At 67.7% G+C, this 23,780-nt stretch carries 27 protein-coding genes; 15 read left to right on the top strand and 12 right to left on the bottom strand.

Features of this window, described 5'->3' with window-relative positions; translation table 11 throughout:
• Nucleotides 1-125 precede the first annotated feature (125 nt).
• Entirely contained in the window at nt 126-1,304 is a 1,179-nt protein-coding gene (locus tag AQ610_RS08095) for an AAA family ATPase (protein ID WP_006026187.1), read from the top strand.
• A 235-nt stretch (nt 1,305-1,539) separates the two neighbouring features.
• A complete protein-coding gene (locus tag AQ610_RS08100) occupies nt 1,540-2,604 on the top strand; it encodes a glycosyltransferase family 4 protein (RefSeq protein WP_006026188.1) in 1,065 nt (354 codons plus the stop codon).
• Between the two features lie 194 nt (nt 2,605-2,798).
• Here AQ610_RS08100 and AQ610_RS08105 read toward each other — a convergent pair whose 3' ends face one another.
• The 3 genes from AQ610_RS08105 to AQ610_RS08115 all read right to left on the bottom strand — a co-directional run bounded on the left by AQ610_RS08105 (nt 2,799) and on the right by AQ610_RS08115 (nt 4,574).
• Nucleotides 2,799-3,386 carry a BPSL1445 family SYLF domain-containing lipoprotein gene (locus tag AQ610_RS08105; protein WP_006026189.1) on the bottom strand — a complete coding sequence of 196 codons (588 nt, stop codon included), beginning with the start codon at nt 3,384-3,386 and terminating at the stop codon, nt 2,799-2,801.
• A 235-nt stretch (nt 3,387-3,621) separates the two neighbouring features.
• Nucleotides 3,622-4,077 (bottom strand): hypothetical protein, encoded by a 456-nt coding sequence (locus tag AQ610_RS08110; protein WP_006026190.1) that lies wholly within the window; start codon nt 4,075-4,077, stop codon nt 3,622-3,624.
• A 206-nt stretch (nt 4,078-4,283) separates the two neighbouring features.
• On the bottom strand, nt 4,284-4,574 hold the full coding sequence (locus tag AQ610_RS08115) for a PsiF family protein (protein WP_006026191.1): 291 nt from the start codon (nt 4,572-4,574) through the stop codon (nt 4,284-4,286).
• A 442-nt stretch (nt 4,575-5,016) separates the two neighbouring features.
• On the opposite strand from AQ610_RS08115, the gene AQ610_RS08120 reads away from it, so the two are divergent.
• Entirely contained in the window at nt 5,017-6,060 is a 1,044-nt protein-coding gene (locus AQ610_RS08120; RefSeq protein WP_006026192.1) for an asparaginase, read from the top strand.
• Between the two features lie 90 nt (nt 6,061-6,150).
• On the opposite strand, the gene lysM is transcribed toward AQ610_RS08120, so the two are convergent.
• From lysM to gcl, 5 genes are all read right to left on the bottom strand, one after another.
• The gene (gene lysM / locus AQ610_RS08125) at nt 6,151-6,621 is read right to left on the bottom strand and encodes a peptidoglycan-binding protein LysM (RefSeq protein ID WP_006026193.1); all 471 of its coding nucleotides are present in this window, start codon (nt 6,619-6,621) and stop codon (nt 6,151-6,153) included.
• The gene (locus AQ610_RS33025) at nt 6,587-6,958 is read right to left on the bottom strand and encodes a hypothetical protein (RefSeq protein WP_230479270.1); all 372 of its coding nucleotides are present in this window, start codon (nt 6,956-6,958) and stop codon (nt 6,587-6,589) included. The genes lysM and AQ610_RS33025 overlap by 35 nt, the downstream gene beginning before the upstream one ends.
• A 124-nt stretch (nt 6,959-7,082) precedes the next feature.
• A complete protein-coding gene (locus AQ610_RS08130) occupies nt 7,083-7,988 on the bottom strand; it encodes a 2-hydroxy-3-oxopropionate reductase (protein WP_006026194.1) in 906 nt (301 codons plus the stop codon).
• 69 nt (nt 7,989-8,057) lie between these two features.
• Nucleotides 8,058-8,867 (bottom strand): hydroxypyruvate isomerase, encoded by an 810-nt coding sequence (gene hyi / locus AQ610_RS08135; protein WP_006026195.1) that lies wholly within the window; start codon nt 8,865-8,867, stop codon nt 8,058-8,060.
• A 99-nt stretch (nt 8,868-8,966) separates the two neighbouring features.
• Nucleotides 8,967-10,742, bottom strand: coding sequence for a glyoxylate carboligase (gene gcl / locus AQ610_RS08140; RefSeq protein WP_009912012.1), 1,776 nt, complete (start codon nt 10,740-10,742; stop codon nt 8,967-8,969).
• A gap of 164 nt (nt 10,743-10,906) precedes the next feature.
• Between gcl and AQ610_RS08145 the strand changes: the two genes are divergently transcribed.
• Nucleotides 10,907-11,818: a LysR family transcriptional regulator gene (locus tag AQ610_RS08145; protein ID WP_006026197.1), complete on the top strand. Its 912-nt coding sequence runs from the start codon at nt 10,907-10,909 to the stop codon at nt 11,816-11,818.
• 41 nt (nt 11,819-11,859) lie between these two features.
• On the opposite strand, the gene AQ610_RS08150 is transcribed toward AQ610_RS08145, so the two are convergent.
• Both AQ610_RS08150 and AQ610_RS08155 read right to left on the bottom strand, forming a co-directional pair.
• Nucleotides 11,860-12,285, bottom strand: a complete 426-nt coding sequence (locus AQ610_RS08150) for a cupredoxin domain-containing protein (RefSeq protein WP_006026198.1) — start codon at nt 12,283-12,285, stop codon at nt 11,860-11,862.
• Nucleotides 12,286-12,295: 10 nt separating this feature from the next.
• Nucleotides 12,296-13,216: a metallophosphoesterase family protein gene (locus AQ610_RS08155; RefSeq protein ID WP_006026199.1), complete on the bottom strand. Its 921-nt coding sequence runs from the start codon at nt 13,214-13,216 to the stop codon at nt 12,296-12,298.
• 207 nt (nt 13,217-13,423) lie between these two features.
• On the opposite strand from AQ610_RS08155, the gene AQ610_RS08160 reads away from it, so the two are divergent.
• From AQ610_RS08160 to AQ610_RS08200, 10 genes are all read left to right on the top strand, one after another.
• Nucleotides 13,424-14,158: an RNA polymerase sigma factor gene (locus tag AQ610_RS08160; protein ID WP_015601754.1), complete on the top strand. Its 735-nt coding sequence runs from the start codon at nt 13,424-13,426 to the stop codon at nt 14,156-14,158.
• Entirely contained in the window at nt 14,148-15,137 is a 990-nt protein-coding gene (locus AQ610_RS08165; protein ID WP_006026201.1) for a zf-HC2 domain-containing protein, read from the top strand. Before AQ610_RS08160 ends, AQ610_RS08165 begins: the two co-directional genes overlap by 11 nt.
• Nucleotides 15,138-15,403: 266 nt before the next feature.
• Complete coding sequence (gene rpsF / locus AQ610_RS08170) at nt 15,404-15,778, top strand: 30S ribosomal protein S6 (protein WP_006026202.1); 375 nt, start codon at nt 15,404-15,406, stop codon at nt 15,776-15,778.
• 36 nt (nt 15,779-15,814) lie between these two features.
• Nucleotides 15,815-16,114 (top strand): primosomal replication protein N, encoded by a 300-nt coding sequence (priB, locus tag AQ610_RS08175; protein WP_006026203.1) that lies wholly within the window; start codon nt 15,815-15,817, stop codon nt 16,112-16,114.
• Nucleotides 16,115-16,116: 2 nt separating this feature from the next.
• Nucleotides 16,117-16,392, top strand: coding sequence for a 30S ribosomal protein S18 (rpsR, locus tag AQ610_RS08180; RefSeq protein WP_004193360.1), 276 nt, complete (start codon nt 16,117-16,119; stop codon nt 16,390-16,392).
• A gap of 27 nt (nt 16,393-16,419) precedes the next feature.
• Nucleotides 16,420-16,872, top strand: coding sequence for a 50S ribosomal protein L9 (rplI, locus tag AQ610_RS08185; protein WP_015601438.1), 453 nt, complete (start codon nt 16,420-16,422; stop codon nt 16,870-16,872).
• A gap of 5 nt (nt 16,873-16,877) precedes the next feature.
• Nucleotides 16,878-17,006 (top strand): hypothetical protein, encoded by a 129-nt coding sequence (locus AQ610_RS37250; protein WP_009912021.1) that lies wholly within the window; start codon nt 16,878-16,880, stop codon nt 17,004-17,006.
• A 9-nt stretch (nt 17,007-17,015) separates the two neighbouring features.
• Complete coding sequence (locus AQ610_RS08190; protein WP_006026205.1) at nt 17,016-18,398, top strand: replicative DNA helicase; 1,383 nt, start codon at nt 17,016-17,018, stop codon at nt 18,396-18,398.
• Nucleotides 18,399-18,536: 138 nt separating this feature from the next.
• Nucleotides 18,537-19,163, top strand: a complete 627-nt coding sequence (locus tag AQ610_RS08195; RefSeq protein ID WP_004193838.1) for a DUF47 domain-containing protein — start codon at nt 18,537-18,539, stop codon at nt 19,161-19,163.
• Nucleotides 19,164-19,173: 10 nt separating this feature from the next.
• A complete protein-coding gene (locus AQ610_RS08200) occupies nt 19,174-20,184 on the top strand; it encodes an inorganic phosphate transporter (protein ID WP_015601220.1) in 1,011 nt (336 codons plus the stop codon).
• A 227-nt stretch (nt 20,185-20,411) separates the two neighbouring features.
• Here AQ610_RS08200 and AQ610_RS08205 read toward each other — a convergent pair whose 3' ends face one another.
• Nucleotides 20,412-21,482 carry a C40 family peptidase gene (locus tag AQ610_RS08205; RefSeq protein WP_006026207.1) on the bottom strand — a complete coding sequence of 357 codons (1,071 nt, stop codon included), beginning with the start codon at nt 21,480-21,482 and terminating at the stop codon, nt 20,412-20,414.
• Between the two features lie 241 nt (nt 21,483-21,723).
• Nucleotides 21,724-23,526, bottom strand: coding sequence for a PhoH family protein (locus AQ610_RS08210; protein ID WP_080594988.1), 1,803 nt, complete (start codon nt 23,524-23,526; stop codon nt 21,724-21,726).
• On the opposite strand from AQ610_RS08210, the gene AQ610_RS33035 reads away from it, so the two are divergent.
• The gene (locus AQ610_RS33035; RefSeq protein WP_006026209.1) at nt 23,410-23,664 is read left to right on the top strand and encodes a hypothetical protein; all 255 of its coding nucleotides are present in this window, start codon (nt 23,410-23,412) and stop codon (nt 23,662-23,664) included. The two genes, AQ610_RS08210 and AQ610_RS33035, sit on opposite strands and share 117 nt — an antisense overlap.
• The last annotated feature ends 116 nt before the right edge of the window (nt 23,665-23,780 follow it).

Raw genomic sequence — 23,780 nt, forward strand, 5'->3', positions numbered from 1 at the left:
CGGCTTGAGGCCGGTTGGCGCACGCTTCGCTCGATGACCGCCTCGTTCGTCGCCGATTCGCCTGATTCGCCCGATTCGCCTGATTCGCCGACTCGATCCACCGATTTCCGACAACCCGTTTCCCGATGCCGCCACTCACCGCACTCGCCATCGCCAATTACCGCTCGCTGCGCGATCTCATCGTGCCGCTCGCGACGCTCAACGTGATCACCGGGCCGAACGGCAGCGGCAAGTCGAGCCTGTATCGCGCGCTGCGCCTGCTCGCGGATACCGCGCAAGGCCGCGTGATTCCGTCGCTCGCGCGCGAGGGCGGGCTGCCGTCGACGCTCTGGGCGGGCCCCGAGCGCTTCTCGCGCGGGATGCTGGCGGGCGAGGTGCCGGTGACGGGCACGGTGCGCAACGAGCCCGTGAGCCTGAAGCTCGGCTTCGCATGCGAGGATTTCGGCTACGCGATCGATCTCGGGCTGCCGCCGCTCAACAGCGAGACCGAGTTCGGGCTCGATCCGGTCGTCAAGCGCGAGTGCATCTGGAGCGGACCGCTGCCGCGGCCGTCGACGCTGCTCGTCGACCGGCGCGGCGCGCAATTGCGCACGCGCGGCGAAACGGGCGAGTGGCAGACCGTGCCGCAGCCGATCGCGAGCTTCGACAGCATGATGACCGAGTTCTCGGACCCGCGCGGCGCGCCGGAGATGATCGCGGTGCGCGAGCGAATCCGCTCGTGGCGCTTCTACGATCATTTCCGCACCGACGCGCTCGCGCCCGCGCGGCTTGCGCAAGTCGGCACGCACACGCCGGTGCTGTCCGACGACGGCGGCGATCTGGCGGCCGCGCTGCAGACGATCTACGAGATCGGCGACGCCGACGCGCTCGACGCGGCGATCAGCGACGCATTCCCCGGCGCGCGGCTCGAGATCGACAATCCGGGCAAGTGCGGCCGCTTCGAGGTGCTGATGCGGCAGCCGGGCCTGCTGCGGCCGCTGCGCGCGGCCGAGCTGTCGGACGGCACGCTGCGCTACCTGCTGCTCGTCGCGGCGCTGCTGACGCCGCGTCCGCCCGCGCTCCTCGTGCTGAACGAGCCGGAGACGAGCCTGCACCCGGACCTGCTGCCCGCGCTCGGTCGGCTGATCGCGCAGGCGGCCGAGCGTTCGCAGGTGATCGTCGTGTCGCACGCGGCGCGGCTCGTCGCGTCGCTCGAACGCGAGCCGGACAGCCATTCGATCGTGCTCGAAAAGGAACTGGGCGCGACGCGGATCGTCGATGCGGACGCGCTCGAACTGCCGGCGTGGAAGTGGCCGGCGCGGTGAGGGCGGTTCGATCAGGCGCTCGGCAGGAGCGGAAAGGCAAGCGCGGAAAGGCAAGCGCGGCCCGACGCGGCGGGCGGGGCTGCAAACATGCGGCTCCCCCGAATGTATCCCGTCTGTAACAAGCCCCAAAAAATGCAATCGGTCCGCTGGCGCGCGCGCCGATCGCTAATAATTGCAATTTGCGGGCGTCGCCCGACGCCGGTCCGCTGGCCGGCCGCCACTGGAGATCGTACCCATGAGAATTGCGCAGATCGCTCCGTTGACTGAATCGGTGCCGCCGAAGCTCTACGGCGGCACCGAGCGCGTCGTGTCGTACATCACCGAGGCGCTCGTCGATCTGGGGCATGACGTGACGCTGTTCGCGAGCGGCGACTCGATCACGCGCGCGAAGCTCGACGCGGTATGGCCGCGCGCGCTGCGGCTCGATTCGTCGATCCGCGACCGGATCGCGCCGCACATGCTGCTGATGGAGACCGTCGCGCGCCGCGCGCGGGACTTCGATGTGCTCCATTTCCACATGGACTACTACTCATTCTCGATCTTCAAGCGGCAGGACACGCCTTTCGTGACGACGCTGCACGGCCGCCTCGATCTGCCCGAGCAGCAGCCCGTGTTCGACACGTTCGACACCGCGCCCGTGATCTCGATCTCGAACGCGCAGCGCCACCCGATGCCGCAGGCGAAATGGCTGACGACCGTCTATCACGGGCTGCCGGAGACGCTCTACACGCCGCAGCCCGTCGAGCAGTCGTATCTCGCGTTCCTCGGCCGGATCTCGCCGGAAAAGCGCGTCGACACGGCGATCCGGATCGCGCAGCGCTGCGGGATGCGCATTCGCATCGCGGCGAAAGTCGATGCGGCGGACGAAGAGTATTTCGAGCGCGAGATCAAGCCGCTCTTTGCGCTGCCGCACGTCGAATACATCGGCGAGATCGCCGATCACGAGAAGGCGGCGTTCCTGTCGGGCGCGCACGCGTTGCTGTTTCCGATCGACTGGCCCGAGCCGTTCGGCCTCGTGATGATCGAGGCGATGGCGTGCGGCACGCCCGTCATCGCGTTCAATCGCGGCGCGGTGCCGGAGGTGATCGACGAGGGCGTGTCGGGCTTCATCGTCGAGGACGAGATCGGCGCCGCCGCGGCGGTGAACCGGCTGCACACGCTGTCGCGTGAGCGGGTGCGTGCGCGCTTCGAGGAGCGCTTCACGTCACGCCGGATGGCGCAGCAATACGTCGAGGTTTATCAATCGCTGATTCGCGCGCAGAAGCGCTCGCGCTTCAAGGTGATCGATTCGGCGTCTTGAGCGAGCGGCGAGGGCGGCGGCGCGCGGTGCGTGGTCACGCCCGCGCATTGCCGCCGCGCACGCGGATCGTGCGAGCGTCAGCCGGCTGACGCATTGCGATGACGCATGAAAAAACGGCGATGCGCTTTTACGCGCATCGCCGTTTTCGCGTCGGCCGCCGCTCGCCCTCGGCGCGTCGGCCGCCCGCGCGGGCGTCAGATCTTCAGCTTCGTGACCTTCGTGCCGCTGATCGACACGTCGCCCATCAGGCCGGCGTTCGTCAGCACGATCACTTCGACGGGCGCGGTCGCCGTCGTCGTGTCGATCGCGCCGTTCGCGCCCATCTTCACGAGCGCGACCGATGCGTCGGCGCCCGCCGCCCAGCCTTCGGAGTTGCGGAATTTGTCGAGCGCGTCCTGCGTCATGAACAGGAACACGATCGCCTTCGACTGCGCGCCCGCCTGCAGGCCCACCGACAGCGACGACGTGTTGTAGTAGCCGAGCGTCGCGCCGCCGACGCGCAGCGCGCCGTTGCCGGTCTGGCCGCCGATGATGAGGCCCGCCTGGATCACGTCCGGGAACACGAGCACGCCGCGCGACTTCGCGACGAGTTCACGCGAGCCGGGCACCGTCGAGTACAGGCGCGACAGCGTCGCGTCGACGCTCGCATCGATGGCTTGACGCTTCGACGCGTTGGTCGCGGCATTGGCGGGCTTGTCCGGCGTCGTCGTGCAACCGGCGAGCGCCAGGCTGCCCACGACGAGCGCGGCGGCGGCTTTCAACACGAGATTGCGTTTGTGCATCGTTTTTCTCCATCAAGTGTAGATCAGCGTGATTCCCGCGAACGGGCGTGTCACGCGGGACTTTATAACACAGCGAAACGCCTTGCCTTGCCGCTGTAAGGTGAAAGACGGTCAAATCGGCGTGTTTCATTGTGCGGCGGCGCGCGCGCATGCACGTTGTCGCGGGCCAAGGTTCGTGTCGGTGGGCGATTCGCGTGCCACGCGTCACGCATGATTTTGCGCGCGGCGCCAGCCGTCAGTGATGCGAAACGGGAGGTTCGATGGGCGGCTTGATGGGCGGACGCCGCAGCGCGCGGCGCACGAGGCCGATCACGACGCCGCACGCGAACAGGAACGCGGCGGGGACGATCCAGTAGCCGACGAACGCGTGCCACAGGTAGCTCGCGAGCGTGCGCTTGCGCACCGCGAATTCGTCGCGCGCCTCCTGCTGGCGGCGCGCGTTCGCCGCGAGCACGTCGGTGGGGCAGCCCGCCGCGCGCGCTTCGTCCGGCTCGCTGCGGCAGACCTTCGCCGCGCCCGCCGCGCGCTGCGCGTCGGTGAGCTCCCAGGTCGACAGCGCGAGCTTGAGGTCGGCGCGGTTATAGGCCATTTCCTCGCGGATCTCCCGCACGGCGACGATCGCGACGGGCACGGCCCAGAACACGATGACGATCAGCCAGCGCCGGAACCAGCGGTTTTGTCTCCATGCCATCCCGTGCCTCCGTTTGATGCGCGGTGCGCATCTGTCATGAGGGCGGCCCGATGGCGCTTCGTTTTGGTGGTGAGGGCCGCGCTGCAGCCATCATAGAAGAAATTGCGGCCAAACGCCGCAGCCGGCCGCGCGCATGCATGCGCCGCAAAAGAAAATGCCGCGCCCGTCGAAACGGTGCGCGGCATCGTGCCGATTCGCCGGAAGCGTCAGGCGGCGGGCTTCGCCGACAGGCAGTCCTTCATGAACGCCTTGCGATCGTTGCCCGTCTTGCCGGCGGCTTGCGTGTTGCAGGCCTTCATCTTTTCCTGCTGCGACATCTTCTTCGCCGGCTTCGCCGACAGACAGTCCTTCATGAACGCCTTGCGCTCGTCGCCCGTCTTGCCGGCGGCCTGCGCGTTGCATGCCTTCATCTTGTCCTGCTGGCTGTTTGCGGCGAATGCAGGCGTTGCCAGCACGCCGCCGACGAGCAGCGCGGCCATCAGCGATCGGATCTTCATTGGACACTCCCGGTGGGTGAATTGCATCTTGTTCGATAAGCGACGAATCGCGCGGCTGCGCGGATCGCGGTTTGCATTATGGCAAATCGGCGCCGAAACGACAAAATACTCGGGAAAACGAGCGGTGCGCTAATTTTCGCGTGACGCGCGCGCAACGGCCGGCCGCGCCCGAAATGCTTTCGCAAGGCTGCAAACGCCGGCGCCGCAGGCGTTTCGGGCGGCCGCCGCATGCGAATGCCGCGTGCTGTCGCCGAGGCGCGCCGCCGGGCGTCGTCACGGATTTTGTCTATTTCGGGATAACGCGGACCGGTGCGGCGCGCGCGGTCTCGCGCGTCGCGCGTGCATTGCGCGGGAGTGCGAACGGTCGCCCCGCGCGCGCGCGCCCACTCGGGGAAACTCCGTCCTTGCCGAAGGGCGGCCGGCTGCCGTTACAATCGCGGCCATGAACGCACCGACATCTTCCCATCCCCTCCACGTTTCGAACCCGGCGCCGCGCGCGCTGCCGCGCATCGCCGTCCTCGCGACGGGCGGCACGATCGCCGGCGCCGCCCCCGACGCCGCGCAGACGGCCGGCTATCAGGCGGGCGCGCTCGGCGTCGACAGGCTGCTCGCCGCCGTGCCCGCGCTCGCGCAGATCGCGACGATCGAGGCCGAGCAGATTGCGAGCATCGACAGCAAGGACCTGTCGCCCGCGCTGTGGACGACGCTCGTCGAGCGGATCAATGCGCTTGCCGCGCGCGATGCGATCGACGGCATCGTGGTCACGCACGGCACCGACACGCTCGAAGAAACCGCGTACCTGCTGCATCTGACCGTGAAGACCGCGAAGCCCGTCGTGATGACGGCGGCGATGCGCCCGGCGACCGCGCTGTCGTCCGACGGCCCGCTGAACCTGCTGAACGCGGTGGCCGTCGCGGGCAGCGCGGCGGCGCGCGGGCAGGGCGTGCTCGTCGCGTTCAACAACCGGATTCACAGCGCGCGAGACGTCGTGAAGACGAGCACGTACGCGGTCGACGCGTTTCATTCGCCGGAGCTCGGCGCGCTCGGCTGGGTGCAGGACGGCCGCATCGAGTTCGCGCGCCGCGCGACGCGCCCGCATACGCTCGACTCGCGCTTCGCGACCGGCGCCGCCTGGCCGCAGGTCGACGTCGTCGCGAGCTATTCGGGCGCATCGCGCGTGATCGTCGACGCATGCGTCGCGGCGGGCGCGCGCGGGCTCGTCGTCGCGGGCACGGGCAACGGCTCGATCCACGCGACGCTGCAGACGGCGCTCGCCGAGGCGGCGGCGAAGGGCGTCGCGATCGTGCGCGCGTCACGCGTCGGCTCGGGGCACGTGATGCGCAATGGCGCGGCGAACGACGATGCGCTCGGCTTCGTGAGCGCAGGCTCGCTCAATCCGTACAAGGCGCGCGTGCTGCTGATGCTCGCGCTCGCGGCGGGCATGGCCGACGTGCGCGAATTGCAGCAGGTGTTCGATACGTATTGACCGGCGCGCGCCGGCATCGCGCACGGCGCGCAAGAAAAAAGCGGACTCGCAGGTCCGCTTTTTTCATGATGTCCGCTGCGCGCGCGTCGTTCAGGACTGCGGCGGAATCACGAGCTTCTGGCCCGGATAGATCTTGTCCGGGCTCGACAGCATCGGGCGGTTCGCCTGGAAGATCACGTCGTTCTTCGAGCCGTCGCCGTAGTACTTCTCGGCGATCTTCCACAGGTTGTCGCCGGAGACGACGTCGTGATATTGCACTTGCGGATCGTCCGGCTGCAGGTCGTCGTCGTTGACGCCCGCGACGCCTTGCACGTTGCCTGCCGCCACTTTGACCTTGGCCTTGGTGTCGAGATCCGCGACGCTGCCCGTGAGCGTGACGGTGCGCGACGCGCCGTCGAACGCAACCGTCAGGTTCGACGTGTCGAGGCCCTGTGCGGAGATGTAGTTCTTGATCGCATCGGCGGCCGTCTGGTTCGCGGCGGCCGGATCGGCCGCGGCTTGCTCGTCGCTCTTGCCGAGCAGTTTTTCACCCGCTTCCTTGATGAACGAAAGAAGACCCATCGCAACACTCCTTCAGGTGATTGACAAAAATGCGCCGTGAAGTCGCGAGAAGCGCCCGGGTGATGCGACGCTTCTCGAAAGGCGTCGCGAAAGTGTAGGCGTTCACGTTGCAAATTGCATGAAAAATCGCTTCGTCGAACGTAAAGAAATGTAATACGCGCCGCGACGAATCCGACAGACGGACACCCGACGACGACGTCTGACCGACCAAGGCTTCCCCGTCGGCGCCGGGTGCCGCTGCGGACCCACCTGCCGCTCTCAGCCGAAAGCGGCTTCGTTTGCCTGCCGCGCGCACGATGCGCGCGGCGAGGCGCCCCATCGACGATGCGTCGCGCACGCATCGCATTCGATTGCGTCGAATGTCACGCCGACGACTCGTTGTTGTGTTAAGCCTTGATGCGGTGGCGAAGGCGCGCAGCATCGCGGCGTTGCGATTCGCCGCGCCACGCCGCCGCGTTCGCTCACGCGACCTTCTTGCCGCTTTGCGGCTCGCCGATCTCGACGTTCGACATGATCTCGAGCGCGCGCACGATCGCCGAGTGATCCCACGCGCCGCCGCCGTTCGCCGCGCACACGCTGAAGAGCTGCTGCGCGCTTGCCGTGTGCGGCAGCGCGATGTTCATCCGGCGCGCGCCGTCGAGCGCGAGGTTCAGGTCCTTGCGATGCAGGTCGATCCGAAAGCCCGGCTCGAACGTGCGCTTCGTCATTCGCTCGCCGTGCAGCTCGAGAATCCGCGACGACGCGAAGCCGCCCATCAGCGCGCGCCGCACGCGCTCCGGATCCGCGCCGGAGCGCGCGGCGAAGAGGAGCGCCTCCGCGACCGCCTCGATGTTCAGCGCGACGATGATCTGGTTCGCGACCTTGCAGGTCTGGCCCGCGCCGTTCTCGCCGATCAGCGAGACGTTCTTGCCCATTCGCTCGAAGAGCGGCTTCGCGCGCTCGAACGCGTGCTGCGGGCCGCCGACCATGATCGTGAGCGTCGCGTCGCGCGCGCCGACTTCGCCGCCCGATACGGGCGCGTCGAGATAGTCACAGCCGAGCGAGTTGATCTCCTTCGCGAACTCGCGCGTGTCGAGCGGCGAGATCGAGCTCATGTCGATCACGAGCTTGCCGGCCGAGAGGCCCTTCGCGACGCCGTCGTCGGCGAACAGCACGTTTCGCACGTCGGGCGTGTCGGGCACCATCGAGATCACGATGTCCGACGCCTGCGCGACGGCCGTCGAATTCGCGACGACCCGCGTCTGCTCGCGCAGGTCGGCAGGCACCGGATACGCGCCGTTCACGACGAGGCGGTGGCCGCCCTCGAGCAGGTTGCGCGCCATGTGCGCGCCCATGATGCCGAGGCCGATGAAGCCGATCGTTGCCATTGCAGTGTCTCCTGTGAGTGCGTTGATTTCGAATCCGAAACGGGTGAATAGGGACGTGTGCGCGCCGGATCACGCGCCGCTGCGCGCGCGCGGCGCGTCGGCGCGCGCGATCTGCCGCAGCCAGCCGAGGCCTTCGGCCGTCGTCGTGCGCGGCTTGTATTCGCAGCCGACGTAGCCGTCGTAGCCGAGTTCGTCGAGCAGATCGAACAGGTACGCATAATGAATCTCGCCCGTGCCGGGCTCGTGGCGGCCAGGGTTGTCCGCGAGCTGGATGTGCGCGATCGCGCCGAGGTGCTTGCGCAGCGTCGCCGCGAGCTCGCCTTCCATCCGCTGCATGTGATAGATGTCGTACTGCAGGAACAGATTGTCGGCGCCGACCGCGCGGATCACGTCGAGCGCTTCGGCGGAGCGGTTCAGCGCGAAGCCCGGGATGTCGTACGAATTGCACGGCTCGACGAGCAGGCGAATGCCCGCCTGCTTCAATTCGGCTGCGGCGAAGCGCAGGTTCCCGACGATCGTCGCGAGCGCCGTGTCGCGCTCGACGCTCGCGGGCGCAATGCCGACGAGGCAGTTCAGTTGCGGCACCTGCAGCGCGCGCGCATAGTCGATCGCGCGGCCCACGCCGTCCTGGAATTCGCCGACGCGATCGGGCAGGCACGCGATGCCGCGCTCGCCCCGATCCCAGTTGCCCGCGGGCAGGTTGTGCAGCACGAGGCGCAGGCGATTCGCGTCGAGCCGCTCGGCGAGCTCGTCCTTCGCGTACGGATACGGAAACAGGAACTCGACGGCGGTGAAGCCCGCGTCGGCCGCCGCCTCGAAGCGGTCGAGAAACGGGACTTCGTTGAACAGCATCGTCAGATTGGCTGCGAATTTCGGCATGTCGGTCGTCTCACGGGGCGGTCAGTGGTGCAAGTCAAGTGTGGCGAACTGATCAGCCATGCTGATCAATCAATCAATCGAGCTGGCAAGCGAAGCGCGTCAGTCGAGCAGCGAGATCGCGGTCGGCGCGTGCTCGGCCTTGTCCGCGAGATCCTCGAACTCGTTGATCGCATCGATCTCGGCGCCCATCGAGACGTTCGTCACGCGCTCGAGAATCACCTCGACGATGACGGGCACGCTGAACTCGGCCGTCATCTGCCGCGCACGCTCGAGCGCGGGCGCGATCTCCTCGGGCTTGAACACGCGCAGCGCCTTGCAGCCGAGCCCTTCGGCGACGGCGACGTGATCGACGCCATAGCCGTTCACCTCGGGCGCGTTGATGTTGTCGAACGCGAGCTGCACGCAGTAGTCCATGTCGAACGCGCGCTGCGCCTGGCGAATCAGGCCGAGATAGGCGTTGTTGACGACGACGTGCACATAAGGCAGCTTGAACTGCGCGCCGACCGCGAGCTCCTCGATCATGAACTGGAAGTCGTAGTCGCCGGACAGCGCGACGATCGGGCGCTGCGGATCGGCCGCGCGCACGCCGAGCGCGGCGGGAATCGTCCAGCCGAGCGGGCCCGCCTGGCCGCAGTTGATCCAATTGCGCGCCTTGAACACGTGCAGGAACTGCGCGGCCGCGATCTGCGACAGCCCGATCGTGCTCACGTAGCACGTATCGCGGCCGAACGCCTTGTTCATCTCTTCGTACACGCGCTGCGGCTTCACGGGCACGTCGTCGAAATGCGTCTTGCGCTGCAGCGTGCGCTTGCGCTGCTGGCACTCGGCGACCCACGCGCCGCGGTTCTTCAGCCTGCCCGCGGCCTTCCATTCGCGCGCGATCTCGACGAACAGCTCGAGCGCCGCCTTCGCATCCGACACGATCCCGAGATCGGGGCCGAACACGCGGCCGATCTGCGTCGGTTCGATGTCGACATGCACGAACTTGCGGCCCTTCGTGTAGACCTCGATGCTGCCCGTGTGGCGGTTCGCCCAGCGGTTGCCGATGCCGAGCACGAAATCGGAGGCGAGCAGCGTCGCGTTGCCGTAGCGGTGCGACGTCTGCAGGCCGACCATGCCGGCCATCAGCGGGTGATCGTCGGCAATCGCGCCCCACGACATCAGCGTCGGGATCACCGGCACGCCGAGCGTTTCGGCGAACTGCACGAGCAGTTCCTCGGCCGCCGCGTTGATCACGCCGCCGCCCGACACGATGAGCGGGCGCTCGGCGTCGTTCAGCATCGCGAGCGCGGCCTCGATCTGCGCGCGCGTCGCGCGCGGCTTGTAGACGGGCAGCGGCTCGTAGGTCGCGATGTCGAATTCGATCTCGGCGAGCTGCACGTCGATCGGCAGGTCGATCAGCACGGGGCCCGGGCGGCCCGAACGCATCAGATGGAACGCCTGCTGGAACACGCGCGGCACGAGCGCCGGCTCGCGCACCGTGACGGCCCACTTCGTGACGGGCTTCGCGATCGATTCGATGTCCACCGCCTGGAAGTCTTCCTTGTGGAGCCGCGCGCGCGGCGCCTGGCCGGTGATCGCGAGGATCGGAATCGAGTCGGCCGACGCCGAGTAAAGGCCCGTGATCATGTCGGTGCCGGCCGGGCCCGACGTGCCGATGCACACGCCGATGTTGCCGGGCGCGGCCCGCGTGTAGCCTTCCGCCATGTGCGACGCGCCTTCGACGTGCCGCGCGAGCACGTGTCCGATCGCGCCCGAACGGCGCAGCGCCGAGTACAGCGGGTTGATCGCGGCGCCCGGCACGCCGAACGCAGTCTGCACGCCTTCCTTCTCGAGCACGAGCACGGCTGCGTCGACGGCTCTCATCCTGGCCATGAAATGTCTCCTTGTTCGATGCGAATCGCGGGTATCGCTGGTGTCGAGGACACTTTAGGGATGCAGGAAAGGTTTGATAAGATCAGCTCGAGTCGCTTATTCCGAGACTAAAAGTATCGAATGCCGGGCGCGCGCGGTGGCGCCGGGCAGGGAGGAGACAGCGGATGGACCGGTTCAAGCAGATCGAAACCTTCGTGCGGGTGGCCGACGCGGGCAGCCTCGCGGCGGCCGCGCTCGAGGAGGGCGTGTCGCCCGTCGTGCTCGGGCGGCGCATCGACGCGCTCGAGAAGCGCCTCGGCGTGAAGCTGATGTACCGGTCGACGCGGCGGCTCGTCGTGAGCGAAGACGGCGCCGCGTTCCTCGAGCGCTGCCGCGGGCTCCTCACCGAATGGGCGCAGGCGGAGAACGAGGTTGTCGCGGGGCGCCGCGCGGTGGGCGGGCACCTGATCGTGTCGGCGCCCGCCGCGTTCGGGCGCAAGCACGTCGCGCCGCTCGCGCCCGCGTTCATCGCCGACAAGCCCGACTTGCAGATGTCGTTCAACCTGACCGACCGCGTCGTCGATCTCGTGCGCGAGGGCTATGACCTGTCGATCAGGATTGGCGGCGCGGTCGATCCGAACTTCGTCGCGGTGAAGCTCGCGTCGAACCGGCGCGTCGTGTGCGGCACGCCCGAGTATTTCCGGCGGCACGGCCGGCCGACGACGCTCGACGATCTCGCCGAGCACAACTGTCTCGCGTTCAATCTGCAGGGCGGCCAGAACCGCGGCTGGTACTTCCGGCGCAACGGCAAGCTCGTGACGATGCGCGTATCGGGCACGCTCGACTGCAACGACGGCGAGCTCCTGCACCGCTGGGTGTCGGAAGGGCTCGGGCTCGGCTGGCGCTCGACGTGGGAGATCGCGCAGCAGCTCGCGCGCGGCGAGCTCGCGACGGTGCTCGACGAGTACGCGCTGCCCGATTACGACATCCTCGCCGTCTATCCGCAGCAGCGCTACGTGCCCGCGCGCGTGCGCTATTTCATCGATTATCTGCGCGACGTGTATGCGCGGCCGGGGTATTGGGAAGGCGCCGCGTGAGCGCGCCGCGGCGCCGCTCGGTTAGCCGGCGGGCCTTCGCGCTACCCGACGACGAGCACGCCGTTCATCGTCTCGTGCCCGGAGCCGCAGAAGATGTCGCACAGGAACTGGACCGTGCCCGGATCGCCCGCCTGCGCGGCAAGATGGACGACCGCGCCCGGCGGCACGTCCGCACGCACGCCGTACCGCGGGATCGAAAAGCCCATCACGGTGTCCTGCGCGGTCAGCTCGAACACGACCGATTCGTGCGGCGCAAGCGCGATCCGGTCCGGCGTGAACACGAAGCGCCGCGCGTGAACCTTGATCACGCGCGGCGGTGCCGCACGCACGCGCGACGTGTGAACGCCCGCGAGCGCGGCGAGCGCCGCGCCGCCTGCGGCGAAGAGCCAGCGGCGGCGCGACACGGACAATGCAGTCGCGCGAGCCCGGCCGCGAAGCGCACGCGGATCGAAGAAAAAATGGCGCATCGCGTTCTCCTCAGGCAGCCGGTTGCGTCTGCTTCGCGCCGACGGGCATCTCGGTGAGCACCGGCGCGCGCGCCGCGTCGCCGACGCGCACCTCGCGCCAGCCGAGCCCGCGGTAGGGCGCCGCGGCGTCCCACGGCACCGGCAGGCGCTTGTCCTGCGAGCCGGGCGCGGGCAGCGGGAACATCAGCGAGCGCGCCGCGTGATGCGCGATGTGGCCCGTCATTGCGTGGTGCTCCTGGTGGATGTGCCCGTAGAACACGGTGACGTTCGGATAAGGCATCAACACTTCGACGACCTTCGCGCCGTCGCGCGTCGCCCAGTCCCATTGCGGCGCGAGATCGAAGAGCGGGCGGTGCGTGAACACGACGATGCGCGCGTCCTTCGGCTGCCGCGCGAGATCCTGCGCGAGCCATTCGATCTGCGCGTCGCCGACGCGGCCGGCCGGGTCCGACACGTTGTCGACGACGACGAAGTGCACGCCCTTGTGATCGAACGCGTAGTGCGTGTCGCCGAAGATCTCGCGGTACGCGGCGCCCGCGTCGAGACTCGCGTCATGCTCGCCCGGCATCAGATGCAGCGGCTTCGCGTTCAGTTGCGCGACGATCGACTGGAACTGCCGCATTCGCGCGCGGCGCTCGGCCGGGTCGTCGGTCGTGTGCGTGAGGTCGCCCGTGAACATCACGAAGTCGGGCGCGACGGGCAGCGCGTTGACGGCATCGATCGCCTTCGGCAGCGTGCCGCGCGCGTCCGGGTTGATCGCGGGGCCGGTGAAGCCCCAGTGCGCGTCGGAGAGCTGGACGAAGAAGAAATCGGCGCCGGCGTTCGCGGCGAAACTCCAGCCGGGCAGCGCGGACGCGAACGCGACGCCGCCGCCGCACGCGGCCAGGCGCAGGAAATCGCGCCGTTTCAGGGATCGGATGGGGTTCGGCATGGGGGCTCCTTCGCAAGTGACGGTTCGTGCATGCAATACCGCCGCGGCGGCGCGGATATTCCCGGCTTATTTTTCGCCGCCGTGCGCGGATCGCGGGAATAAACTGGATCGATGAGCGGTAAGCATCGTTGACGGCGTGCGCCGCCTCGGGCGGCATGCGCCGGACGCGAGCGGCCGGCGGGCGGCCGCGCATCCCCGGGAGGCGACGTGGGTCAATTCGGCCGGATGGTCGACGAACGTGACGCGGGCGACGAGGACAGCAAGGATGGGGCGGGCGGCAGGCGCGCGGCGGCCGACGCGGCGGCGCGCGGCGAGCGTTTTCGCACGCTCGCGCTGCCGCATCTGGATGCCGCATACAACCTCGCGCGCTGGCTGTGCGGCAATGCGAGCGACGCGGAGGACGTCGTGCAGGACGCGTGCATGCGCGCGTTCCGCTTTCTCGATTCGTGCCGCGGCGACAACGCGCGGCCGTGGCTGCTGACGATCGTGCGCCACACGTGGTACACCGAATGGCGGCGGCGGGCGAGCGCGCACGAGGTGGCCGCGACCGACGCGCTCGACGCCGCCGATTCGCCGGACGATTGGCATCCGGCGGCCGAAGATCCGCTCGCGCTGCTGATGCGCAGCGAGGACGTGCAACGCGTGAACGCCGCGCTCGCGAAGCTGCCGCCCGAGTACCGCGAGGTGCTCGTGCTGCGTGAAATGGAAGACTTGAGCTATCGCGAGATCGCTGCGATCGCCGACGTGCCCGTCGGCACCGTGATGTCGCGGCTCGCGCGGGCGCGGCGGCGGCTTGCCGCGTTGCTCGGCGGAGCGCGCGACGTGACGGCGCCCGCGTCGCGTGCGGCTCGCGCGCCGGCGCGTTCGGATGATCGCGCGGCGGAGGGCGAGCGCGGCGCGCCGCCGGCCGGAACCGCATCGGAGGCCATCGATGGACTGTAACGAAGCGCGTGCGCTGCTCGGCGCGGACGTCGACCGCGAGCTTTCCGCCCCCGACGCGTGGCGGATCGAGCGGCACGTCGACGGTTGCGGCGCGTGCCGTGCCGAGCGGGAGCGGCTCGTCGCGCTCGGCCGGGCGGTGCGGCGGGCGCAATATCATCGCGCGCCGCATGCGCTGCGCGAGCGCGTCGTCGCGCAATTGGCGGGGGCGGAGGTGCCGGTGGCGGAGGCGTCGGTCGCCGAGACGCCGGCCCCGGTCATGTCGGGCCGCGGCGGGCGGGAAGGACGGACCGCCGAGATCCCGGCTGCCGAGGCGCCGGCGCGGCACGTTTCGCCCCCCGATGCGCCGGCGCCGGGTGGTGACGGCCCGCCTGCGTCGCGGGCGAGGCGCTGGTTCGCGCGGCCGGGTTCGCACGACAGGCCCGCCGGGCAGATGGCCGGCGGGCCGCGGCCGCGCGCCGCGGCGCTGCCTGGCCTCGGCTGGGGCGTCGCGCTGGCGATCGCGTTCGTCGCGGCGACGGGCCTCGTGCTCGATGCGCGCCGCGCGGCGACGGAGCGCGTCGTCGACGAAATCGTCGCGAGCCACGTGCGGGCCGGCCTGTCGTCGCGCGACATCGACGTGGTTTCGAGCGATCGCCACACGGTCAAGCCGTGGTTCAACGGGCGCCTCGACTACGCGCCGCCCGTCGTCGACCTGAGTGCGAGCGGCTTCGCGCTCGCGGGCGGCCGGCTCGACTATGTCGGGCAGCGTCGCGTCGCGGTGCTCGTCTATCGCTACCGGCAGCATGTGATCGACGTCTACGTGCAGCCGGCGGGCGAGCGCGGCGCGGCGCGTTACGCGACCGTGTCGCAGGGCTATGCGCTCGACCGCTGGGACGCGGCGGGCATGACGTGGTGGGCGGTGACGGACGCGGAGCCGTCCGCGCTCGCGGCGTTCAGGGCGGCGTTGATCGCGCGCGTCGCGGCGCCGCGGAGCCAATGATCCGAGGGGCGGGATGCGACCCCGTCATGGCCCAGCCAAGCCGGCCCGGAACCGAACGGGCCAGCGACCGTTGCACGCGCCCAGCGAATGAGCGTGCCGCCCGGCGCCCCCCGCGAAGTCCCCAAGTCGTTGAAAACACGGCCGAAACACGCGGCGAAACGCTGATCAGCCTTGCGCGCGACCCATATCCGGGTTAAACTTTCCGGCTTCTCACTTGCTACACCGGTTCAGACGCCCGGGTGGCTTCTATCCATAAGGAGTGTGTAATGCGTCATTACGAAATCGTCTTCATCGTGCACCCCGATCAGAGCGAGCAAGTGCCCGCGATGATCGAGCGCTACAAGTCCACGATCACGTCGCACGGTGGCCAGATCCACCGCGTCGAAGACTGGGGCCGCCGCCAACTGGCCTACATGATCGAGAAACTCGCGAAGGCTCACTACGTCTGCATGAACATCGAGTGCGACCAGGCGACGCTCGACGAACTCGAACACGCGTTCAAGTTCAACGACGCCGTGCTACGCCACCTCATCGTCAAGATGAAGAAGGCCGAAACCGGCCCGTCGCCGATGATGAAGGAAGTTCAGCGCGAAGAAGCCAAGAAGGCGGCTGCAGCTCAGCCGACCGAAGCGCAGGCTTAACGCACCAAGCCATCAGGGAAGGAGCGCGTCGCCTCCGTGAACAGGCTGCAATTGACGGCGAGCGTCGTCGAGCGTGAACCGGTGCGGTACACCCCCGCCGGCGTTCCGATCGCAAGCGCCACGTTGCAGCATCGCACGGAAGTCGTCGAAGCAGGCATCGCCCGGCAGGTCGAATTGACGATCCCGGCCGTGGCGGCAGGCGAGGCGAGCGGCAAGCTGGAAGCATGCGAGATGGGCGTCGAGACGCTCTTCACCGGTTTCCTGGCGAAAAAGCACCGCAACGCGAGAACCCTGGTGTTTCACATCACAGCATTGCAGGACATTGGAAAGGACTGAACATGGCCCGCCCCACTGGTAAGAAATTCGACAAGCGTCGTCAGCAACAAAACCCGCTCTTCAAGCGCAAGAAGTTCTGCCGCTTCACGGCAGCCGGCGTCGAGCAGATCGACTACAAGGATACGGAAACGCTGAAGGACTTCATCGGCGAGAACGGCAAGATCACGCCGGCGCGTCTGACGGGCACGAAGGCCCACTATCAGCGCCAGCTCGATACGGCGATCAAGCGCGCGCGTTTCCTCGCGCTGCTGCCGTACACCGATCAGCACAAGGCGTAATCAGGCGACGCAATAAGGAGAATTCGAATGCAAATCATTCTGTTGGAAAAAGTCGCCAATCTGGGCAATCTCGGCGATATCGTCAAGGTCAAGGACGGTTACGCCCGCAACTTCCTGATCCCGAACCGCAAGGCACGCCGCGCGACGAAGGACGCGATCGCTGAATTCGAAGTGCGCCGCGCCGAGCTCGAGAAGGTCGCCGCTGAAAAGCTGGCAGCTTCGCAGGCAGTCGGCGAGAAGCTGACAGGCCAGACGTTCGAAATCACGCAGAAGTCGGGCGTCGACGGCCGTCTGTTCGGCTCGGTCACGAACGGCGACGTCGCGGAACTGCTGAAGAAGGCGGGCTACGAAGTCGAGAAGGCGCAAGTGCGCATGCCGGAAGGCCCGCTGAAGATGATCGGCGAGCACGGCGTGCAGGTCGCGCTGCACACCGACGTCGTCGTCGACGTCACGATCAACGTGATCGGCGACCACGCGTAAGCGACATGCAGTCTTTGCGGGCGGCCCACGCCGCCCGACATGAAGGGCAGGGGCCCGGGCAACCGGTTCCTGCCTTTTTTCGTTTCTCGGCGTTGCCGATGCCGGGTGGCGAAGCCGCGCCCATTTCGCGATAATCCGAAGCCATGAACGCGCCGAAAGACCCCCAAATCGAATCGCTGAAAGTCCCGCCGCACTCGATCGAGGCCGAGCAGTCCGTGCTCGGCGGCCTGTTGCTCGACAACGGCGCCTGGGACCGGATCGCCGACTTCCTGTCGCAGAGCGATTTCTACCGGTACGACCATCGCATCATCTTCGAGCACATCGGCCGGCTCATCGCGGCGACGCGCCCCGCCGACGTCGTTACCGTCTATGAGGCGCTCACGACGTCCGGCAAGGCCGAGGACGTGGGCGGGCTCGCGTATCTGAACGCGCTCGCGCAGAACACGCCGAGCGCGGCGAACATCCGCCGCTATGCGGAGATCGTCCGCGATCGCGCGGTGCTGCGCCGGCTCGTGTCGGTCGCCGACGAAATCTCGGCCGATGCGTTCAATCCGCAGGGCAAGGAAGTCCGCCAACTGCTCGACGAGGCCGAATCGAAGGTGTTCTCGATCGCCGAGGACGGCGCGCGCGGCACGCAGGGCTTCCTCGAGATCGGGCCGCTCCTCACGCAGGTCGTCGAGCGGATCGACACCCTTTACCACACCGCGAATCCGAGCGACGTGACGGGCACGCCGACGGGCTTCGTCGATCTCGACCGGATGACCTCCGGCATGCACGGCGGCGAGCTGATCATCGTCGCGGGCCGCCCGTCGATGGGCAAGACGGCGTTTTCGATGAACATCGGCGAATACGTCGCCGTCGAGTACGGATTGCCCGTCGCGGTGTTCTCGATGGAAATGCCGGGCACGCAGCTCGTGATGCGGATGCTCGGCTCGGTCGGCCGGCTCGACCAGCACAGAATGCGCACCGGGCGCCTGACCGACGAGGATTGGCCGAAGCTCACGCACGCGGTGCAGAAAATGAGCGAGGCGCAGCTCTTCATCGACGAGACGGGCGGCCTGAACCCGATGGAACTGCGCTCGCGCGCGCGGCGTCTCGCGCGCCAGTGCGGCAAGCTCGGGCTCATCATCGTCGATTACCTGCAACTGATGACGGGCTCGTCGCAGGGCGAGAACCGCGCGACCGAGATTTCGGAAATCTCGCGCTCGCTGAAGAGCCTCGCGAAGGAGCTCGACGTGCCGGTGATCGCGCTGTCGCAGCTCAATCGCGGCCTCGAGCAGCGGCCGAACAAGCGGCCGGTGATGTCGGATCTGCGGGAATCAGGCGCAATCGAGCAGGATGCGGACGTGATTCTGTTCATCTATCGCGACGAAGTGTATAACCCGGACAGCCCCGACAAGGGCACCGCCGAAATCATCATCGGCAAGCAGCGTAACGGCCCGATCGGCCCCGTTCGCCTCACGTTCCTGGGGCAATACACGAAATTCGACAATTTTGCAGGGGTGCAAAACTTCTACGGCGAGTAACGCCGGATGTAAACCCCTATTTCGCAAAACGTTGTATCTCGTCGCCGTCGTTGCGATCGGGCGCTTGGCGGCCAAGTGTAAAACAGTACAATGTCGCCGGTTTTTGTGACCGCCGTTTGACCATCTTTCAGGAATCCCATGTTCGGTCGATTCATGCCCACCGAGGGCAAGTTCTTTGAAATCTTCAATGCGCACGCGAATTACATCGTCTCTGGCGGACGCGAGCTCGAACTTCTGATCGACAATCTCGCGGACGCCGAGATTCACAAGCAGAACGTGCAATCGGCCGAGAAAGCCGCCGACAAGCTGACGCACGAAGCGATCGATCTGCTGCACAAGACGTTCATCACGCCGCTCGACCGCGACGAGATCCACAAGCTGATCACGACGATGGACGACATCCTCGATCTGATGGAGGACGTGGCAACCGCCGTGTCGCTGTACGACGTGCGGTCGGTGACGTCCGAGGCGAGCCAGCTCGCGCACATCGTCACGCAGTCGGCGCAGCACGTGCAGGCGGCCGTCGCGCTGCTGTCGGACATGAAGCAGTCGGGCCAGATCCTGAAGGCGTGCGAAGAGATCGACCGCTGGGAGTCGGAGGCGGACCGCGTGCTGCGCGCGGCGATGTCGAAGCTCTTCCGCGAGGAAGACGACGTGAAGACGCTCATCAAGCTGAAGGCGATCTACGAGCTGCTCGAGCAGATCACCGACAAGTGCGAGGATGTCGCGAACATCATCGAAGGCATCGTGCTGGAAAACGCCTGAGCGGATCACGATGCATTCGATACAACTCGCCTTGTGGGCCGTCGCGGCGCTCGTGCTCGTCGCGCTGGTGTTCGATTTCATGAATGGCTTTCACGACGCCGCGAACTCGATCGCGACCGTCGTGTCGACCGGGGTGCTGAAGCCCCAGCAGGCCGTCGTGTTCGCGGCGGCATTCAACGTCATCGCATATTTCATCTTCCACCTGAAGGTCGCGCAGACCGTCGGCAAAGGCACGATCGACGCGAGCATCGTCGATCACTATGTCGTGTTCGGCGCGCTGTTCGGCGCGATCGGCTGGAACATCATTACGTGGTACTACGGGATTCCGTCGAGCTCGTCGCATGCGCTGATCGGCGGGCTCGTCGGCGCCGCGGTGTCGAAGTCGGGCTGGGGGTCGCTCAACGTCGACGGGCTGATGAAGACCGTCGCGTTCATCTTCATCTCGCCGCTGCTCGGCTTCATCCTCGGCTCGCTGTTCATGCTCGGCGTGTCGTGGCTGTATTTCCGGACCGCGCCGAGCAAGGTCGACCGGCGTTTCAGGCGGCTGCAACTGCTGTCGGCCAGCCTCTACAGCCTCGGCCACGGCGGCAACGACGCGCAGAAGACGATCGGCATCATCTGGATGCTGCTGATCGCGTCGGGCTACGCATCGGCCGCGTCCGACGCGCCGCCCATCTGGGTGATCGGCGCGTGCTATCTGTCGATGGGCCTCGGCACGCTGTTCGGCGGCTGGCGGATCGTGCGCACGATGGGCCAGAAGATCACGAAGCTCAAGCCCGTCGGCGGTTTCTGCGCGGAGACGGGCGGCGCGCTTACGCTGTTCATCGCGTCGTGGATGGGCATTCCGGTGTCGACGACGCACACGATCACGGGCGCGATCGTCGGCGTCGGCGCGACGCGCAAGCTGTCGGCCGTGCGCTGGGGTGTCGCGGGCAACATCGTGTGGGCGTGGGTGCTGACGATTCCCGCATCGGCGCTGATCGCGGCGGCCGGCTGGTGGATCGGGCACCGCGTATTCTGATGCGCTGAGCGCGCCGGTCGCGCGGCACGACGCCGCGTTTCGCCGCGTAGAAAACAACGATGCGCCGCATGCCGACAGGCTGCGGCGCATCGTCTTTTCAGCGCCGGCGTTTTCCGGCGCTCGGATGGTCGTTCGCGTTCGGGTGTGCGTCCCGCTTTTGCCGGGTGGGTCGGGACGACGCGTCGAGCAGCCCGCACCGCGTGCGTTCGCGCGGTTCATCCGGTTTGTCAGTAGCTGCCGTTCGCGAAGCGGGCGATCGGGTCGTCGTTCGTGCCGGTTGCGGCGGCGCGCGCCGCGCCGCTTGCTGTCGACGCGCGCAGGATTTGCACGTTGCCGGGCGCGGCGAGCTGCGCCTGGCGGGCTGCCGCGCGCGCGGTGGGCGGGGGCGGCTCGAATGCGTCCGCGGCGGCGTCGATCGGATCGGCCGGCGACGCGCCGGCAACGCTCGCCGTGCCGCCGACGGGCGGCGGAGCCGGCGGCGCCGCGCTGCCCGAATCGCCGGCGGACGCGAGCGCGGGCGAGCTCGCGCCGGCCGATTGTGCTTGCCGCCGCGCGGCGGACATCGCGGACGGCGGCGGCTCGTACGGGTCGGCGGTGGCGGTGGCGACAGGCGGCACATTCGGCACATTCGGCACATTCGGCACGGCGGGCGTCGTCGGCGCATTGGCCGCCGCGTAGGTCGCCGCGGGGCTCACGCGCGGCACGGGTTCCGGCTGCCGGCTCGCCTGATAGGTCGGCGCGTCGAACGGCGCCGGCTTCGCCTTCGGCGCCGCGACGCGCCGGATCCCGTCGAAGCGCTTCGCCCAATACGGATTCGTCAGATAGTCGAGCCGCACCGTGCCGCCCGTGGACGGCGCGTTCACGAAGCGCAGCTTGCCGACATAGATGCCGACATGCGAATGCGGCCGCCCCGACGTATTGAAGAAGATCAGATCGCCCGGCGCGATGCCATCGGGCTCGATCGATTCGCCGGCCGAGCTCATGTCGGCCGTCGTGCGGGGCAGGGTGACGCTCGCCGCGCGATCGACGACATAGCGCACGAGCCCGCTGCAATCGAAGCCGCTGTCCGGCGTGTTGCCGCCCCAGCGGTACGGCACGCCGACGAGGCTCATCGCCTGGATCGAGATTTCCTCGCGGCCGACGCTATGGTCGACGAAATTCGGGAAGCCGCGCGGCGGCGTATACGCGCGCGGCGTGGTGATCGCCATGCCCGACGACGAGCGCGCCGACTTCTGCGGCGCGCTCGAGCAGGCGGCGAGCAGCGAGATCACGAGAACAGACAGCGAAAGACGCAGCATGAGAGGCGGGCGAACGCGCTGCGCTCGCCAATCGTATGACAACGGTTAATCGCGATAGTAGTGCGTCCGGCGGGGCTTCCGCAAGAATTCTTGAGAAATGACTTGAAGTTTCGCGCGTAAATGTTGTGCAGGAAGGACGTTTTGCTCGTCGCTGATTCGACCCTGAAATGAAAAAGCGGCGCCTGACGAATCAGGCGCCGCTTCAGGCCGGAAGCCGCTCGACGCGGCCGCCGGCGCATCGTTACAGGATGTCGGACGCGTAGTCGGCAAGCCGCGAGCGCTCGCCGCGCGCGAGCGTCACGTGGCCGCTGTGCCCCCAGCCCTTGAAGCGGTCGACGACGTACGTGAGGCCCGAGCTGCCTTCCGTCAGGTACGGCGTGTCGATCTGCGCGATGTTGCCAAGGCAGATGATCTTCGTGCCCGGGCCCGCGCGCGTGACGAGCGTCTTCATCTGCTTCGGCGTGAGGTTCTGCGCCTCGTCGATGATCACGTACTTGTCGACGAACGTGCGGCCGCGCATGAAGTTCATGCTCTTGACCTTCAGGCGCGAGCGGATCAGCTCCTGCGTCGCCGCGCGGCCCCATTCGCCGGCCGCGTCGTCGGTCTTCTGCAGCACTTCGAGGTTATCGTCGAACGCGCCCATCCACGGCTGCATCTTCTCTTCCTCGGTGCCGGGCAGAAAGCCGATGTCCTCGCCGACGGGCACGGTCGCACGCGTGACGATGATCTCGTTGTAGCGCTTGTCGTCGAGCACCTGCGCCAGGCCCGCCGCGAGCGCGACGAGCGTCTTGCCGGTGCCGGCCTGACCGAGCAGCGTGACGAAGTCGATCTCGGGGTTCATCAGCAGGTTCAGCGCGAAGTTCTGCTCGCGGTTGCGCGCGGTGATGCCCCACACGTTGTTCTTGTGGTGGCTGTAGTCACGCAGCGTCTGCAACAGCGCCGTCTTGCCGTTCAGCTCGCGCACGATCGCATGGAACGCGGGCTCGCCGTTCTGCGGCTCGAGATAGATGAACTCGTTGACGAGCATCGACGCGACGAGCGGGCCCGTCACGCGGTAATACGTCGTGCCCGTCTTCGTGTCCTGCCAGCTCTCCATGCCCTTCGCATGCTTCGTCCAGAAGTCCTGCGGCAGTTCGCGCACGCCGGAGTAGAGCAGATCCTTGTCCTCGAGGACCTGGTCGTTGAAGTAATCCTCGGCGGGCAGGCCGAGCGCGTGCGCCTTGATCCGCATGTTGATGTCTTTCGACACCAGCACGACCTGCCGATCGGGCCGCTCGCGCTGCAGCGCGCGCACGACGCTCAGGATCTGGTTGTCGGCCTTGCCCTGCGGCAGGCCCTCGACGGGCTCGATGCTCGTGAGCGTCGTCTGAAAGTACAGGCGCCCGAGCGCCTCGCGGCTGCCGAGGCGCGCGAGCGGAATGCCGGCCGAGATCGGGCCCGCATCGGCGACGAGCGAGTCGAGCGTGCGGCTCACCTGACGCGCGTTGCGCGCGACTTCCGACATCCCCTTCTTGTGATCGTCGAGTTCCTCGAGCGTCATCATCGGCAGATAGACGTCGTGCTCCTCGAAGCGGAACAGGCTGCTCGGATCATGCATCAGCACGTTCGTGTCGAGCACGAAGAGCTTTTGCATCTCGATTTCGGCGCTCTTGCCGCCGCGCGTTTTCGCGGCCGCGCGCGGCGTGGCGGGCGCGGCCGCCACGGGCTTCACCGCATCAGTCTTCGACGAGCGCGCGACGGGGGCGGCGGGCGACGCGGGCGCGGCCGGCACCGGTTGCAGCAGCGCGGCCGTCTGCTTCGTCTTGCGCGCGCGCGGCGCGGCGGCGCTCGCTTCGGTGGGCGCGACCGCGCGCAGCGGCGAGGTGGTGTTCGCGGCAACGACCATCGGTTCGGCTACGCTCGCCGGGCTGTAATCGGCCGCGGCGGCGTGAGCGGGGCCCCCGGAGGCGGATTGCTTCGCGGCTTTCGCGGGCCGCGCTTTCGCCTTGTATTCGTCGGGCGGCAGAAGGCTGCCGAGCTTGCTGGGGGGAGTAGGCAAAGGCATGGTGTCCCTCGGGAGGAATCGTGTCGCAGGCATGCGCCGCCGTTCGCATCCTGCGACGCGTCGTGCGTGCAGTTTGCGCGCAGTGGCGCACATGGGGTTCGAATCGCCGGTTCGCCTAGATTTCGATCGTCTCCTTGACGCGTTGGACGGCCGGCGCGCAATGGCTGGCCCGGAAACCATAAAAAAAGCCGCTCCCCCGAACAGGGGCAAGCGGCTCGGCTTTAACCGTCGTGCTGCGCGTCAGACGCGTGGGC

Origin of the sequence: Burkholderia humptydooensis (genome assembly GCF_001513745.1) — a bacterium.
GTDB classification, from domain to species: Bacteria; Pseudomonadota; Gammaproteobacteria; order Burkholderiales; family Burkholderiaceae; genus Burkholderia; species Burkholderia humptydooensis.